At 61.8% G+C, this 13,985-nt stretch carries 12 protein-coding genes; 9 read left to right on the top strand and 3 right to left on the bottom strand.

Annotated features, from left to right (window positions below):
• Positions 1 to 9 precede the first annotated feature (9 nt).
• Positions 10 to 675, bottom strand: a complete 666-nt coding sequence (locus C8N43_RS11445) for a histidine phosphatase family protein (protein WP_158269970.1) — start codon at positions 673 to 675, stop codon at positions 10 to 12.
• Between the two features lie 156 nt (positions 676 to 831).
• Between C8N43_RS11445 and fdhF the strand changes: the two genes are divergently transcribed.
• Entirely contained in the window at positions 832 to 3,615 is a 2,784-nt protein-coding gene (fdhF, locus tag C8N43_RS11440) for a formate dehydrogenase subunit alpha (RefSeq protein WP_107845720.1), read from the top strand.
• Here the strand turns inward: fdhF and C8N43_RS11435 are convergent.
• Positions 3,597 to 4,007, bottom strand: a complete 411-nt coding sequence (locus C8N43_RS11435) for a DUF6326 family protein (RefSeq protein WP_107845719.1) — start codon at positions 4,005 to 4,007, stop codon at positions 3,597 to 3,599. The genes fdhF and C8N43_RS11435 overlap by 19 nt on opposite strands.
• Positions 4,008 to 4,251: 244 nt before the next feature.
• On the opposite strand from C8N43_RS11435, the gene C8N43_RS11430 reads away from it, so the two are divergent.
• On the top strand, positions 4,252 to 5,433 hold the full coding sequence (locus C8N43_RS11430) for a hydantoinase/carbamoylase family amidase (RefSeq protein ID WP_107845718.1): 1,182 nt from the start codon (positions 4,252 to 4,254) through the stop codon (positions 5,431 to 5,433).
• Here C8N43_RS11430 and C8N43_RS19725 read toward each other — a convergent pair.
• The gene (locus C8N43_RS19725; protein ID WP_170114421.1) at positions 5,427 to 5,591 is read right to left on the bottom strand and encodes a hypothetical protein; all 165 of its coding nucleotides are present in this window, start codon (positions 5,589 to 5,591) and stop codon (positions 5,427 to 5,429) included. The two genes, C8N43_RS11430 and C8N43_RS19725, sit on opposite strands and share 7 nt — an antisense overlap.
• Positions 5,592 to 5,745: 154 nt before the next feature.
• Between C8N43_RS19725 and C8N43_RS11425 the strand changes: the two genes are divergently transcribed.
• The 7 genes from C8N43_RS11425 (at position 5,746) to C8N43_RS11395 (ending at position 13,973) form a co-directional block, all read left to right on the top strand.
• Complete coding sequence (locus C8N43_RS11425; protein ID WP_245912977.1) at positions 5,746 to 7,707, top strand: AMP-binding protein; 1,962 nt, start codon at positions 5,746 to 5,748, stop codon at positions 7,705 to 7,707.
• 91 nt (positions 7,708 to 7,798) lie between these two features.
• A complete protein-coding gene (locus tag C8N43_RS11420; protein WP_107845716.1) occupies positions 7,799 to 8,617 on the top strand; it encodes an ABC transporter ATP-binding protein in 819 nt (272 codons plus the stop codon).
• Positions 8,610 to 9,161 (top strand): hypothetical protein, encoded by a 552-nt coding sequence (locus C8N43_RS11415; RefSeq protein ID WP_146174208.1) that lies wholly within the window; start codon positions 8,610 to 8,612, stop codon positions 9,159 to 9,161. Before C8N43_RS11420 ends, C8N43_RS11415 begins: the two co-directional genes overlap by 8 nt.
• A gap of 17 nt (positions 9,162 to 9,178) precedes the next feature.
• Positions 9,179 to 10,165 (top strand): branched-chain amino acid ABC transporter permease, encoded by a 987-nt coding sequence (locus C8N43_RS11410; protein WP_107845714.1) that lies wholly within the window; start codon positions 9,179 to 9,181, stop codon positions 10,163 to 10,165.
• 78 nt (positions 10,166 to 10,243) lie between these two features.
• Positions 10,244 to 11,320 carry a branched-chain amino acid ABC transporter permease gene (locus C8N43_RS11405; protein ID WP_107845713.1) on the top strand — a complete coding sequence of 359 codons (1,077 nt, stop codon included), beginning with the start codon at positions 10,244 to 10,246 and terminating at the stop codon, positions 11,318 to 11,320.
• Positions 11,321 to 11,388: 68 nt separating this feature from the next.
• On the top strand, positions 11,389 to 12,675 hold the full coding sequence (locus tag C8N43_RS11400; RefSeq protein ID WP_107845712.1) for an ABC transporter substrate-binding protein: 1,287 nt from the start codon (positions 11,389 to 11,391) through the stop codon (positions 12,673 to 12,675).
• A 95-nt stretch (positions 12,676 to 12,770) separates the two neighbouring features.
• Complete coding sequence (locus C8N43_RS11395) at positions 12,771 to 13,973, top strand: patatin-like phospholipase family protein (protein WP_107845711.1); 1,203 nt, start codon at positions 12,771 to 12,773, stop codon at positions 13,971 to 13,973.
• Positions 13,974 to 13,985 lie beyond the last annotated feature (12 nt).

The raw sequence follows: 13,985 nt of genomic DNA, 5'->3' as shown, positions 1-13,985 counted from the left end.
GTGCTGGTCCTATACCATGGTGCGGGCGTGATGCCGGTCCGGGTGATCGAGATGTGGCGTGGCGCCGTACTGCGCGACATACAGCTCCTCACGTCCGGCGATGTCGTAAAAGGCGAAGCGGTGCAGCGAGGTGTGGGCGACGTGCAGAAACATCTTGGCCTTGTTGTGGGTCTCGAGCCCCAGGGCGATGGCGGTCAGGGACGCGATCACGCCGGTGGAGCTGACGAGTAATGTGCGGCCGGGCAGCTTGGCTGCATCTTGGACCGCCGCGAATATGCGGCCGCGGAAATGCGCGTAGCTTTCGATCTCCGGCGGTGTTTCCTCGGCCGCCCAATGGCTTAGGATCTGCGGCACGTGGGCCGCAAAGCTTTCGGCGCTGTCGGGAAAGGGCACGCCATGCATGTCCTGCAGCGAGTCCGAGAGCGCGAAGTAATTCAGCTCGTTCAGTCGCGAGTCGATCTCGTGCGGTAAGCCGTTCAGGTTCAACCCGCGCGCCGTATCGATCTGCCGGTTCAGCCCGCCCGAGATGATCCGGTCGAAGCCTTGGGTCTGGGCGAAATACTCCCCGAGCCATGCCGCCTGCTGGTGGCCCAAGGGCGTGAGGCGGTCGTATTCCTCTTCGGTTTTCGCGCCTGCATTTGCCTGGCCGTGCCGGGTGATCGTGATCTCTGCCATGTCGGTCCTTCTTTGCGTCCAGATGTAGGCGAGGTTTCCGATAGGCGCCAGCCCGGTCCGCCCCATGGCGCAAATGCGAGGTCGCGTGTCGCGGGCGGGGGCATAGGGGCGCGCAATTCCATGCTTTATGCTGCCGTGACACACGGGAGATTGCGCATGTCCGACACGATCCGATTCACCCTGGACGGGGCAGAGGTGGAGGCGAAAGCTGGCGAGACCATCTGGGAAGTGGCCAATGGCCGTGGCCTGCAAATCCCGCATCTGTGCCACAAGCCTGCGCCGGGGTATCGCCCGGATGGCAACTGCCGGGCCTGCATGGTCGAAATCGAGGGCGAGCGTACCCTTGCGGCCTCCTGCATCCGCGAACCGCTTGAGGGCATGGTGGTGACCACCAATTCCAACCGCGCCGAGACCGCCCGCAAGATGGTGGTCGAGATGCTGCTGGCCGACCAGCCCGAGCGCGAGGCTGCCCATGACCAATCCTCGCATCTGTGGGACATGGCAGAGCTGCAGGGCGTGTCGGAAAGCCGTTTCCCGAAGCTGGAGAAAGAGCGCATCCCGCTGCTCGACGACAGCCATGTGGCGATGTCGGTGAACCTGGATGCCTGCATCCAGTGCGGGCTGTGCGTGCGCGCCTGCCGTGAAGTGCAAGTCAACGACGTCATCGGCATGGCTGGACGCGGGCATGACGCCTACCCGGTCTTCGATATGTCCGACCCGATGGGCGACAGCTCTTGCGTGGCTTGCGGTGAGTGCGTGCAGGCCTGTCCGACCGGTGCGCTGATGCCGTCCACCGTGGTCAACGAGGCCCAGATGGGCGACAGCGCGGATTTCGACGAAGAGATCAAATCCGTCTGCCCGTTCTGCGGCGTCGGCTGTCAGGTGTCGATGAAGGTCAAGGACGGCAAGATCAAACACGTCGAAGGCATCAACGGCCCGGCGAACGAGGGGCGTCTGTGCGTCAAAGGCCGCTTTGGCTTCGACTACATCAACCACCCGCATCGCCTGACCAAGCCGCTGATCCGCCGCGAAGACGCGCCGGAGAAAGCGCTGAACGTGGACCCGGAGAACTGGCAGGAATTCTTCCGAGAAGCGACCTGGGAAGAGGCGCTGGACAAGGCCGCTCACGGGTTGGTGGATCTGCGCAGCTATTACGGCGGCAGCGCAGTGGCAGGATTTGGATCGGCCAAATGCACCAACGAGGAAGCCTACCTGTTCCAGAAATTCATCCGGCAGGGCTTTGGCCATAACAACGTCGATCACTGCACGCGGCTGTGCCATGCCTCGTCCGTGGCGGCGTTGATGGAGAATGTCGGCTCTGGCGCCGTGACGGCGACCTTCAACGAGATCGAGAATGCTGATCTGGCGATCGTGATCGGGGCGAACCCGACCGAAAACCACCCGGTCGCAGCCACTTATTTCAAGCAGTTCACCAAGCGCGGTGGGCAGCTGATCGTGATGGACCCGCGCGGGCAGGGCCTGAAGCGGCACGCGACCCACATGCTGCAATTCCGCCCCGGCACCGACGTTGCGCTGTTGAACGCGATCATGAACGTGATCGTGGAAGAGAAGCTCTATGATCGGAATTACATCGAGGGCTTCACCGAAGGCTTCTTCGAGTTCCGCGACCATATCCGTGCCTTCACGCCGGAGCGGATGGCTGATCTCTGCGGGATCGAGGCAGAGGTGATCCGCGATGTGGCGCGCCGCTTTGCCGATGCGAACCGCGCGATGATTTTCTGGGGCATGGGTGTGTCGCAGCATATCCATGGCACCGACAATGCGCGCTGCCTGATCTCGCTGGCGCTGCTCTGTGGCCATGTGGGGCGTCCGGGCACTGGGCTACACCCGCTGCGCGGGCAGAACAACGTGCAAGGGGCATCGGACGCGGGACTGATCCCGCAGTTCCTGCCGGATTATCAGTCGGTGAAGGACCCCGAAGTCCGCGAGCTGTTCCGCCATATCTGGCGGGGCACCGAAATCTCGCCGGAGCCGGGGCTGACCGTGGTCGAGATCATGGACCGCGTCTACCGTGGCGAGATCAAGGGGATGTATATCCTGGGTGAAAACCCGGCTATGTCGGATCCAGACGTGGAACATGCCCGCAAGGCGTTGGGCCAGCTCGACCATCTGGTTGTGCAGGATATCTTCCTGACCGAGACGGCGATGTTTGCAGATGTGATTTTGCCGGCCTCCGCCTTTGCGGAGAAGTCGGGGACCGTGACGAACACCAACCGTCAGGTGCAGGTGGCACGTCAGGCCGTGCAGCCCCCGGGCGACGCGCGCGAGGACTGGGCGGTGCTGGTCGAGATGGCGCGGCGCGTGGGGCTCGATTGGGACTACGACGACCCGCGCGAGGTGTTTGATGAGATGAAGATGTCGATGCGTTCGCTCCATCACATCACGTGGAAGCGGCTCGAGGCTGAAAGCGCGGTAACCTATCCGACCACGGGCCCCGATGATCCGGGCCAGCCGGTGGTGTTTGGCGACGGCTTCCCGCGCCGGGCGGGCCGGGCGAAATTTACGCCCGCACGCCTGACGCCGCCCGCCGAGACGCCGGATGACGCGTTTCCGATGATCCTGACCACCGGTCGTCAGTTGGAGCATTGGCACACCGGGTCGATGACCCGGCGCGCGACGGTTCTGGATGCGGTCGAGCCTGAGGCGAATTGTTCGCTGCACCCGTCGACCTTGCGCAAGCTGGGCGTCGCCCCGGGCGGTATGGTCCGCCTGACAACGCGCCGCGGCACGGTCGAGGTGATGGCGCGCGAGGATCGCGCGGTCTCGCCGGATATGGTGTTCCTGCCGTTTGCCTATGTCGAAGCGGCGGCAAATATCCTGACGAACCCGGCGCTCGACCCGTTTGGCAAGATCCCGGAATTCAAGTTCTCTGCCGTTCGGGTCGAGGCTGTCGATACCGCTCAGGTGGCCGCGGAATAACGCGGCTGCCAGACCCACGCGATATGGGCGGCATAGGCGAGGATGCAGAGCTCGCCAAAGGCGTGAAACCAATCGGCTGAGCTGCCCGGAAACGGCATTGTAAGCACGGCCATGATGCCTGACAGCGGAAGGGCGATCAGGTTTGCGCGCCGTGATGCGACAGGCGAGAGCGCGACGCTGAGCACGATCATCGCGATTGGAATGTTGACCAGAATTCCACCGATCAACAGCAGACCTTCGTTCAGGAGCGTGCCGTTGAGCGAGTCGGTCAGGACCTCTTGCAGGACGCCGGGGCGGATAAATTCGTGAATGTCGCGGAAGATGATGTTGAAGATATAGGCGAGCCAGAGCGCGGAGAGCAGCGTGGCGGTTTGCGTGTGCGTGCGGGGCATAATGGAAGTCCTTTTGCAGTGATGGGCGGCACATACGCGGCGGCCGTGCCTGCGGAAATTGCCCAAAGCTGCATCTGCGTTATGCGCTTTTGCAGCGGTCGTGACCTCAAGGTGCGCTGACGCGCCCGCGATGCTTTTGCGTGATTTGAGGGCTGCGCCCTCAGCCACGCGGGCAAACTCCCCCGACGCGCGTCATTGTCGCCGTCGGCTTGCTGGGAGCGGATGCGCGCGCCATAGTTGCGCGATGATCAACGCCGAGCGTTTCCTGTCCGACCTTCACCATTTGCGCAGCTTCGGCGCCTCGGGCTCCGGGGTTGTGCGGCCCGCCTATTCGGAGCCGGACATCGCCGCACGCATCTGGCTGGCGGAGCGGATGTCGGAGGCTGGGCTCGCAACGCGGTTTGACGAGGTCGGAAATCTGTTTGGGCTTCGTGACGGGCAGAGCCTGCTGATGGGGTCTCACACTGACAGCCAGCCCGAAGGTGGCTGGCTGGATGGCGCGTTTGGCGTAATTGCGGCATTGGAGGTGTCTCGGGCCAGCGCGGAGCGGGGTGGGCCGCCGGTCTCGGTCGTCTCGTTTCAGGACGAGGAAGGTCGCTTCGGGGTGACGACCGGAAGTGCGGTCTGGTCAGGTGGGCTCGAGTTGGCGGAGGCCGACGCGCTGCTGGACCATTCTGGCGTGAGCTTCGCTGAAGCCCGCGCCCGCATGGAACATCTGACCAGCGGGCCAGTTGACGCGTCGCGCTTCACCGGTTTCATCGAGGCGCATATCGAGCAGGGGCCTGTGCTGGATCAGGCGGGCGAAACGCTGGGCGTCGTCACCGACATCGTGGGTATTCGCGATATGCGCGTGACGCTGACGGGACAGCAGAACCATGCGGGCACGACGCCCATGCATTTGCGGCGGGACGCGGTTCAGGGGCTTGCGCGGATCGCGGTTGGGCTGGAGGAGCGGTTGCGCAACGTTGTGACCCCGACCTCCGTCTGGACAATCGGGCATGTGAGCGTGTCGCCAAACGCATCGAGCATCGTGCCGGGCAAGGTGGTCTTCTCGATGCAATGGCGGGATGGCGATCTGGAACGACTGGCGCGGATGGAAGAGGTGATCCGCGACGTGATCGGCGAAGTTGCGGAGCAGTTGGGTTTGGCACTGGAGTATGGCCCGCTTTTGGGCCTTGATCCGGTGGCGATGGACACGGGATTGCAGTTGAGGCTGGCGTCGGCGGCCGACCAGGTCGCGCCGGGCAAGTGGCGGCACATGCCGTCTGGCGCGCTCCATGATGCAACGAATGTGGCCCGGAGACTTCCGGTCGCGATGCTGTTCGTGCCATCCATTGGTGGCATCAGCCACGATTTTGCGGAAGACACCGCCGAGGCAGACCTGATCGCGGGGGTGGAGACGCTGGCACGGGCGGTCGCTCAATAGCCGCCGAATACCCCGCGGATCATCGGGAGTAAGGCCGCAGCCGCGATGCCAACAACCGCGCCGATCCCCATGCGGGTGGCAGTCGAGCCGAAATTTGGTGCAAACACACTCAGAAGGCCGCAAACAATGGCGTAAAAGACAAGCGATAGAATATCCATCCGGTTACGCTAGCACAGCTCCGTGGCCTCGCGAAGAGGCGCTATATGAACGCCCGTTCAAAAAATTTAATTGACCTAGGAAGATATGAGTCTCAGTATCGTGGGACAGGGCGAAAAGCCCGACGTCGGAGCAAGACCGACTTGGGAGGAAAATTTGGCTGACACAGCATCTGGATCAGGTGAGCTGACCACGTTGCCGCGCCTTTTGGCGCGCAATGTTGCGTCTTTTGGCGGGTCTCCGGCGTATCGCGAAAAGGAGTTCGGGATCTGGCAAAGCTGGACCTGGGCTGAGACCGCGGACGAGATCGAAGCGCTTGCACTGGGCCTGCTCACCCTTGGCGTGAACGAAGGCGACCACGTGGCAATCATCGGACGCAACCGGCCTTACCTCTATTGGTCGCTTGTGGCGGCGCAGATGGTGGGCGCGGTGCCGGTGCCACTCTATCAGGATGCCGTGGCCGAAGAGATTGCCTATGTTCTGGACCACTGCGGAGCGCGCTTTGTCGTGGCGCAGGACCAAGAGCAGGTCGACAAGGTGCTCGAGATCAAGGAGCAGGTGCCGGGCGTCGAGAAGATGATCTATCTCGACCCGCGCGGGATGCGGAAATACGACCCGGAGCACCTGACGCAGTTCCAGAAACTGCAGGAAAAGGGCCGTGCCGATGGCGACAAGGCCGAGCTTCGCGCGCGTCAAGACCGCCAGACCTACGACGATACATGCGTGATGCTTTACACCTCCGGCACGACGGGAAAGCCCAAGGGCGTCGTGCTGTCCAATCGCAACATCATTGAGACGTCGAGAGCGTCAGCCGAATTTGACCACTTGCGCGCCGATGATGACATTTTGGCCTATCTGCCGATGGCGTGGGTCGGGGATTTCATCTTCTCGATCGGGCAGGCCTATTGGACCGGGTTCTGCGTGAACTGCCCCGAGAGCCCGGCGACGATGCATCACGATTTGCGCGAGATCGGGCCGACATATTACTTCGCTCCGCCACGCGTGTTCGAGACACAGCTCACGGATGTGATGATCCGGATGGAGGATGCGGGCCGTTTCAAGAAATGGCTGTTCCACCACTTCATGGCCCATGCCAAGAAGGTCGGCCCGGACCTGCTGGACGGGCGTCCCGTCAGCTTCGGTGACAGGCTGAAATACAAGCTGGGCGATTTGCTGGTTTATGGACCACTTAAGAACACGCTTGGCTTCAGCCGTGTGCGCGTCGGATACACCGCGGGTGAGGCCATCGGGCCGGAGATTTTCGATTTCTACCGCTCTCTCGGGATCAACCTGAAGCAGCTTTACGGTCAGACGGAAGCGTCGGTCTTCATCACTCAACAGCCCGATGGCGAAGTTCGGTCCGACACGGTGGGTGTACCGTCGCCGGGCGTGGAGCTGAAAATCGCTGATAATGGCGAGGTGTTCTACCGCTCGCCCGGCGTCTTCGTGCGCTATTTCAAGAACGACGAGAGCACGGCGTCTACCAAGGACGCCGAAGGTTGGGTCGCGACGGGGGATGCGGGCTTCATCGAAGAGGGTTCGGGCCACTTGCGTATTATCGATCGCGCCAAGGACGTGGGCAAAATGGCGGATGGTTCCCTGTTTGCGCCGAAATACGTTGAGAATAAGCTTAAATTCTTTCCGAATATTCTGGAGGCCGTCGTCTTCGGCAATGGCCGCGAGATGTGCACAGCCTTCATCAATATCGACCTGACAGCGGTGGGTAACTGGGCGGAGCGCAACAACATCGCATATTCAAGCTACCTGGAACTCGCCGGACACCCGCAGGTGCTGGCGACGATCCAGGGCCATATCGAAGAGGTGAATGCGAGCGTGGCGGAGGACCCGATGCTGTCAGGCTGCCAGGTGCATCGCTTTCTGGTGCTGCACAAACAGCTTGATGCCGATGACGGCGAATTGACCCGCACACAGAAGGTGCGCCGTCGGATCATCGAAGAGAAATATGCCGATCTGATTACCGCGCTCTACGATGGCTCGTCGTCTGTCTACACAGAGACGGAAGTGACCTACGAGGACGGGCGGAAAGGCAAGATCAAGGCGACCCTCGAAGTGCGGGACGCCAAGGTGGCCGAACCCATGAAAGTCGCGGCGGAATGACGATGCGACGCACAGCTGCGCTTTCGCCCCGCCCGCCATCCCGCGAGGCCTCCGACGCGAGTATTTGGGACCAAATGGAGATCACTGCGCGATGAACGCGATGTCCGGCAACTACACCACCGCAGATGGGCGCCAGATCGGTGATACCCTGATGGAAATGAAGAACATTACCCTGCGGTTTGGCGGGGTCGTGGCCATCAAGGATATCTCCTTCGACATCCATGAGGGCGAGATCCGCGCCATCATCGGGCCGAACGGGGCGGGGAAGTCTTCGATGCTGAATGTGGTGTCCGGCTTCTACAACCCTCAGGAAGGCGAGGTGTGGTTTCGCGGCTCTAAACGCCCGCCGATGAAGCCTTATCAGGTGGCGCAGCAGGGGATTGCGCGGACGTTTCAGAATATTGCTTTGTTCGAAGGGATGACGGTTCTCGACAACGTGATGACCGGGCGGCTGACCCATATGAAAACGGGGCTGTTCTCCCAGATGATCTGGAAGGGCAAGGCCGAGCGCGAAGAAGTGGAGAACCGCGAAGTCGTCGAAAAGATCATCGACTTTCTTGAAATCCAAGCGATCCGCAAGACGCCCGTGGGGCGGCTGCCCTACGGTCTGAAGAAGCGGGTGGAGCTGGCGCGCGCGCTGGCCGCAGAGCCTAAGCTCTTGTTATTAGACGAACCTATGGCCGGGATGAATGTCGAGGAGAAGGAAGACATGTCCCGCTTTATCCTCGATGTGAACGATGAATTCGGCACCACGATTGCACTGATCGAGCATGACATGGGCGTCGTGATGGACCTGTCGGACCGGGTGGTCGTGATGGATTATGGTCGCAAGATCGGCGATGGGACGCCCGACGAGGTGCGCAACAACCAAGAGGTCATCGACGCCTATCTCGGGGTGTCGCATGATTGAAGCGGGCGTCGGATACCTGTCGGCTTTGCGTCGGCTTTGTGTCGGGCAGATCGTCGGACCACTAGGGCTAGTGATGGTTTCGGTGTGCGGCGCGCAGGCGGGTGCCTGGGACGAGTTTGAGGCACGCTGTCTGGTGCCGATGGAGAATTTCGAGGCTCCGAGGACCGACGGGTTCGAAGTCAGCAGGAGCTACGGGACGTCCGAGCTGTTTCTAAATGATCTGCTTCGGCTGAGCGTGTCGCGCGACAACGGACACATCACAGGTTGCGATGGGGTTGGCGTCGAGACAACCTTCAACGCCAACGGCCCGCTTTCAAATACGCGCCACAAGATAATTGATAACGCGATTGCCCATTTCGATGCGCAACAGGCGCTGGATCGGTATCGACTGATCGAGGTTTCCCAAGAGCCCTATCAGGACATCCTTTTTGAGCGGCGCGTCCTGCATTCGCATCTTTGGCGTGAGCCGGTGCTTGAAGTGGTGCTGGAAGTCTGGCCGACCCATGGCAGTATTTCCGTAAAGGAGACCGACCTTGAATCGTGATCTGACAGGAGGCGTGCATGCCTGAGCAGCTACTCTTTGCGATGGAAGTGACCCTGAACGGGCTGATGGCAGGCGTGCTGTATGCGCTGGTGGCGCTGGGCTTTGTGCTGATCTTCAAGGCATCGGGCATCTTCAACTACGCCCAAGGGGTCATGGCGCTGTTTGCGGCGCTGACCCTTGTGGGGATCATGGAAGGGCAGGTGCCGTTCAGCCACCTGATCAACGCGATATTCGGGACGGAAATCCACCATTTCGGCTGGCACGTGCCTGCGTTGCTGGCGATCATATTGACTATCGGGGTCATGGTCGTCTTCGCGTGGGCCGTGCAGCGGTTCATCTTCCGCCATCTGGTCAACCAAGAGCCGATCATCCTGTTCATGGCGACCATCGGCCTTGCCTTCTTCCTGGAGGGCGTGGGCGATCTGATGTGGGGCGCGGACATCAAGAAGCTGGATGTGGGCCTTCCGCAAGGGATCAACGACTGGATCGATATCACGACCTTTGAGGCGTTCGGATACGGGTTCTTCATCGACAACCTTGATATCTCGGCCACGATTGTGGCGATCATTCTGGTGGCCGCCCTGATCACGTTTTCTCAATACACCAAGCAGGGCCGGGCGCTGCGCGCGGTGGCCGATGACCACCAGGCGGCCCTGTCGGTGGGCATTTCGCTGAATTACATCTGGATCCTGGTCTGGTCGATTGCAGGCTTTGTGGCGCTGGTCGCAGGCATCATGTGGGGGGCAAAGTCGGGCGTGCAGTTCTCGCTGTCGCTCATTGCGCTGAAGGCGCTGCCGGTGCTGATGCTGGGTGGATTTACGTCCATTCCGGGCGCGATTGTCGGCGGGCTGATCATCGGGGTGGGCGAGAAACTGTTCGAGTTTCTCATCGGTCCGATGGTGGGCGGCGCGACCGAGAACTGGTTCGCCTACGTTCTGGCGCTGGTCTTTCTGGTGTTCCGCCCGCAGGGGTTGTTTGGGGAGAAGATCATTGAGCGTGTTTGATCTTTGTTCGAGTGACCGCGTCTCGCGGGGCTCGACGACACCCACCCGCCCACAGACCTTCACTAGGGGAGCGTGCTGATGTTTTACCGTGAAGCCGGTGATTTCTCGACCACCTACCAACAAGACAGCCAGACCTTCCCGATCAAGTTCGACCGGTATCGCTACTACATTGTGCTGGCGGTGGCGTTTCTGGTCATCCCGTTCGTGATCAACGATTACTGGGCCAACGCGGTCTTCGTGCCCTTCCTGATCTACGCCATTGCGGCCATCGGGTTGAACATCCTGACGGGCTATTGCGGGCAGGTCTCGCTGGGGACAGGGGCGTTCATGGCGGTGGGGGCCTATGCGGTCTACAAGCTGATGACGGCCTTCCCCGAGGTCTCGATGCTGATCCATGTGCCAATCGCCGGCCTGATCACGGCGGGGGTCGTGACCCTGTTCGGCCTGCCGTCGCTGCGGATCAAAGGCTTCTATCTGGCCGTGGCGACCTTGGCCGCGCAGTTCTTCCTCGTCTGGCTGTTCAACAAGGTGCCGTGGTTCTACAACTACTCGGCGTCGGGCCAGATTTCCGCGCCGGAGCGCTCGGTCTTCGGGATCATCGTCACGGGGCCCAATACCGAGGCCTGGGCAAAATACATGATTTGCCTGATCTTCGTGACGCTGGCCGCTGTCATCGCACGCAACCTGACGCGCGGCTCGGTCGGTCGCAAATGGATGGCGATCCGGGACATGGATATCGCGGCCGAGATCATCGGGGTGAACCCGATGATGTCGAAGCTCACCGCCTTTGCGGTCTCGGGCTTCTTCGTGGGCATCGCGGGGGCGCTGTTCTTCAGCGTCTATCTGGGTGCCGCGGAAGTGGGCGAGAGCTTCGGCATCGACAAGTCGTTCCTTGTCCTGTTCATGGTCATCATCGGCGGCCTCGGCTCGATCTTCGGGTCCTTTGCGGGCGCGGCCTTCCTGGTGCTGCTGCCGGTGTTCTTGAAGAACGTGCTCGTGGGCATGCTGGGCTGGCCCACGGATCTGGCGGCGCATTTGCAGCTTGTGATCGTGGGCGGGCTGATCATCATGTTCCTGATCGTCGAGCCGCATGGGCTGGCGCAGCTTTGGCGGCTGGCGAAAGAGAAACTGCGGCTTTGGCCGTTCCCACACTAACCCATGAGGCGGGGGAGAAACCCCGTCCTTCATCATCCATCGAAATATCCTAGGGAGGAAATGAAACGATGAAACTGACAACGATGACACTGACAACGATGACACTGGCGGCCATCATGGCGGCCTCCCCGGTCCTAGCGGACCTGGTGTTCCCAAGCCTGTCCTACCGGACCGGGCCCTATGCGGCGAACGGCATCCCCTTTGCGGATGGCTATGAGGACTACTTCACCCTGCTCAACGAGCGTGACGGCGGCATCGGCGGCATCCCGGCCCGCGTGCTGGAATGCGAGACCGGCTACAACACCGAGAAGGGCGTGGAGTGCTACGAGGCGACCAAAGGCGAGGGCGCGCTGGTGTATCAGCCGCTGTCGACCGGCATCACCTACCAGCTGATCCCGAAAGTGACCGCCGACGGCATTCCGATGCACACGATGGGCTACGGCCGGACTTCTGCCAAGAATGGCGAGGTGTTCTCGAACGTGTTCAACTACCCGGCCAACTACTGGGACGGCGCGAGCCACGCGATCAACCACATCATGTCGCTGGGCGACATCTCCGGCAAAAAGATCGCGCTGGTTTACCACAACTCAGCCTATGGCAAGGAGCCGATCCGTACGCTGGAAGAGCTGAGCAAGAAGCATGGCTTCGAGCTGATGCTGGTGCCGGTGGATCACCCCGGCCAGGAGCAGAAGTCGCAGTGGCTGCAAATCCGCCAGCAGCGCCCCGACAATGTCATCATGTATGGCTGGGGCGTGATGAACCAGGTGGCCATTCAGGAAGCGGCCAACATCCGCTACCCGATGGAGAACTTCATCGGCATCTGGTGGTCCGGCTCTGAAAATGACGTGCTGCCCGCGGGTGACCGTGCCAATGGCTACAAGGCGCTGACCTTCCACAACCTTGGCCGCGACTACCCGCTCTATGATGACCTGCAGCAATATGTGGTCGACGCGGGCAAGGCCGCCGGTGCGGGCGATCAGCTTGGCACGGCGCTCTACAACCGTGGCATGTATGCCGCGATGTTGGCTGCCGAGGCCGCGAAGACCGCGCAGGAAATCCATGGCACCGCCGACATCACCCCTGCGATGATGCGCGACGGGATGGAGGCGCTGGAGATGACCGAGGCGAAGATGGAGGCCCTTGGCCTGCCGAACTTCGGCCCGGAATTCAAAGTGTCCTGTGAAAACCACGGCGGCAACGGTCTTGGTGCCGTGGCGCAGTGGGATGCGGCCGCTGGCAAGTGGAACCTGATCACCGGCTACGAGGGCTCCGACCAGGATGTCATCCTGCCGCTGATCGAAGAGGACAGCGCCGCGTTTGCGGCTGAGGCTGGCATCACGCCGGGCTGCTCCTAAACCACACGACCTCCCCCGGCATGCCCAAATGTGGCGCGCCGGGGGAGTTTCTCTTTTCCCTTTGACCCGCATGTGTTGTGAGACCTGTCGCCCCGATGTCTATCGCTGCCTTCCTTGCCTTCGGCCTGAGCGCCTGCTCGGGCTCTATGGTTGCGGACAACATGTGTGCGGGGCTGACCCATGACGCGCCCATAGAGGTCGCGAGCCAAGGCGCTGTCCCGTCCGAGCCGGACATGGGGGCGGCTCTGGGCAATATGATGCTGCGGGTGATCGAAGGCGAACAGGCCCCCGAGCCCGCCACCGCACCGACCCGCCGTGCCGCACCGCCGCGCCGCACCGTGCAGCTGAACCTTTTGGCCCTGTCGACGGGCGGCCAGTACGGCGCGTTCGCGAGCGGATTTCTTGCGGGATGGACCAAGGCCGGCACGCGGCCTGATTTCAATGTCGTGACAGGGGCCAGCGCCGGTGGGATCATCGCCCCGGTGGTTTTCGCGGGCGCAGCCTTCGACGATCGCCTGCGCCTTAACACCGGCGTGGGTGACCGCGATCTCGTGCGCGCGCGTGGCCTGTTCGAGCTTTTGGGGGCCAACGCGCTCTATGACGTAAAGCCGCTCGAGGCGCGGGTACGGGCGGCCATTGATGCCGAGCTGATTGAGGCCATCGCCGCGCGGTGGAAGGCCGAGAACGAGCTGGTGATCGGAGCCACGAATATCGACACGGGGCGGTTTTCACTGCTGGACGTCGGACTGTTTGCGGCCAAGGAGGACGTGCCGCTGGCGGTGAAGCGCGACTGTTTGACGGAAGCCGTGCTGGCGACCAGCGCGATCCCCGGCTTCTTTCCGCCGCGCCGGATCAACGGGCAGCTTTATACCGATGCGGGGGTGCGAGAGCACATCTTCCTCGACGGTATTGAGCGAGGACTGCGCGAAGGCGCGAATTTGCTGAACGTGGATCTAAGGGTGAATGCCTATCTGATTATCAATGACGATCTGCGGGTACGCGAGGTCGAAACGGGCACCAAGCTGTCCGATCTCGCCGAGCGCAACATCGACCTGATCATCGACGAGGGGCTCCGCAGCTCGCTGTTGCGCACGGTCGAGGTGGCGGAGCGCGCAGGCTGGCGCTTGCGCGCGGTCAAAGCCCCTGACTTTGAAGAGTTGGGGTGCGATGAAACAGACGAGATATTTTCGGCCTGTGTCACAAGGGCGCTCTACGCGCGCGGCGAGGCCTTGGCGATGAGCGGAAACATCACATGGAAGGGCCCGCGCGAAGTGCGCGCCGCGGCCCTGGAATTCTAGGAGAGGTTTGAG

The organism is Litoreibacter ponti (genome assembly GCF_003054285.1).
In the GTDB taxonomy this organism is placed as follows: domain Bacteria; phylum Pseudomonadota; class Alphaproteobacteria; order Rhodobacterales; family Rhodobacteraceae; genus Litoreibacter; species Litoreibacter ponti.
The sequence above is the reverse complement of the archived record's forward strand: the minus strand, read 5'-3'. Positions and strand labels throughout refer to the sequence as shown.

Bases quoted from the DNA above. Each gene is read 5' to 3' on its own strand.
- C8N43_RS19725 (WP_170114421.1), bottom strand. From the start codon at position 5,591: ATGGATATTCTATCGCTTGTCTTTTACGCCATTGTTTGCGGCCTTCTG.
- C8N43_RS11435 (WP_107845719.1), bottom strand. From the start codon at position 4,007: ATGCCCCGCACGCACACGCAAACCGCCACGCTGCTCTCCGCGCTCTGG.
- C8N43_RS11415 (WP_146174208.1), top strand. From the start codon at position 8,610: ATGATTGAAGCGGGCGTCGGATACCTGTCGGCTTTGCGTCGGCTTTGT.
- fdhF (WP_107845720.1), top strand. From the start codon at position 832: ATGTCCGACACGATCCGATTCACCCTGGACGGGGCAGAGGTGGAGGCG.
- C8N43_RS11430 (WP_107845718.1), top strand. From the start codon at position 4,252: ATGATCAACGCCGAGCGTTTCCTGTCCGACCTTCACCATTTGCGCAGC.
- C8N43_RS11400 (WP_107845712.1), top strand. From the start codon at position 11,389: ATGAAACTGACAACGATGACACTGACAACGATGACACTGGCGGCCATC.
- C8N43_RS11445 (WP_158269970.1), bottom strand. From the start codon at position 675: ATGGCAGAGATCACGATCACCCGGCACGGCCAGGCAAATGCAGGCGCG.
- C8N43_RS11410 (WP_107845714.1), top strand. From the start codon at position 9,179: ATGCCTGAGCAGCTACTCTTTGCGATGGAAGTGACCCTGAACGGGCTG.
- C8N43_RS11405 (WP_107845713.1), top strand. From the start codon at position 10,244: ATGTTTTACCGTGAAGCCGGTGATTTCTCGACCACCTACCAACAAGAC.
- C8N43_RS11420 (WP_107845716.1), top strand. From the start codon at position 7,799: ATGAACGCGATGTCCGGCAACTACACCACCGCAGATGGGCGCCAGATC.
- C8N43_RS11395 (WP_107845711.1), top strand. From the start codon at position 12,771: ATGTCTATCGCTGCCTTCCTTGCCTTCGGCCTGAGCGCCTGCTCGGGC.